Source organism: Methylobacterium tarhaniae (assembly GCF_001043955.1).
Classification (GTDB): Bacteria; Pseudomonadota; Alphaproteobacteria; order Rhizobiales; family Beijerinckiaceae; genus Methylobacterium; species Methylobacterium tarhaniae.
The window spans coordinates 1-546 of record NZ_LABZ01000362.1 but is presented as its reverse complement, the minus strand read 5'-3'; the positions used below and the strand labels follow the sequence as shown (position 1 = coordinate 546).

The window sequence follows — 546 nt, the reverse complement described above, 5'->3', positions numbered from 1 at the left end:
GCGGCTACTCGGAGCAGGCCGGCGCCGCCTACGGCAATACCGGCTGGCAGACCTTCCTGCACGAATTCGGCCACGCCCTCGGGCTGGAGCATCCCGACGAAGACCCGAACAACACGACGAACCAGGCGGGGAACGACCAGCGCTATACGGTGATGTCCTACGTGCCGCATCCGAGCATGGCCGCTCTGCCGGAGGACGACCGGAGCTGGCCGGTCACCCCGATGCAGTACGACATCGCGGCGGTGCAGATGCTCTACGGCGCCAACCTGACGACGCGCGCCGACGACACCCGCTACTTCGCCCCTGGATCCGCCTACGCCCTCGGCGATGGCGGCGTCCTGGAGAACGGCCGCCCCGCGATCCTGACGATCTGGGACGCCGGCGGCATCGACACCCTCGACGCCTCGGACCAGACCGGCGCGGTCCGGCTCGACCTCAACCCCGGCGCGTTCTCGACTCTCGGGCAATATGCCGACACCATCGCGATGTCCCTCGCGCACGAGGAGAACGGGGTCATCGTCAACCTGATCGAGAACGCCACCGGCG

The 546-nt window shown here is 68.7% G+C and carries 1 protein-coding gene; it reads left to right on the top strand.

What is annotated here, in order from left to right; all coding sequences use genetic code 11:
* Positions 1-546, top strand: a 546-nt coding sequence (locus VQ03_RS29945) for a M10 family metallopeptidase C-terminal domain-containing protein (protein WP_048454582.1), incomplete at both ends; no start/stop codon positions are given.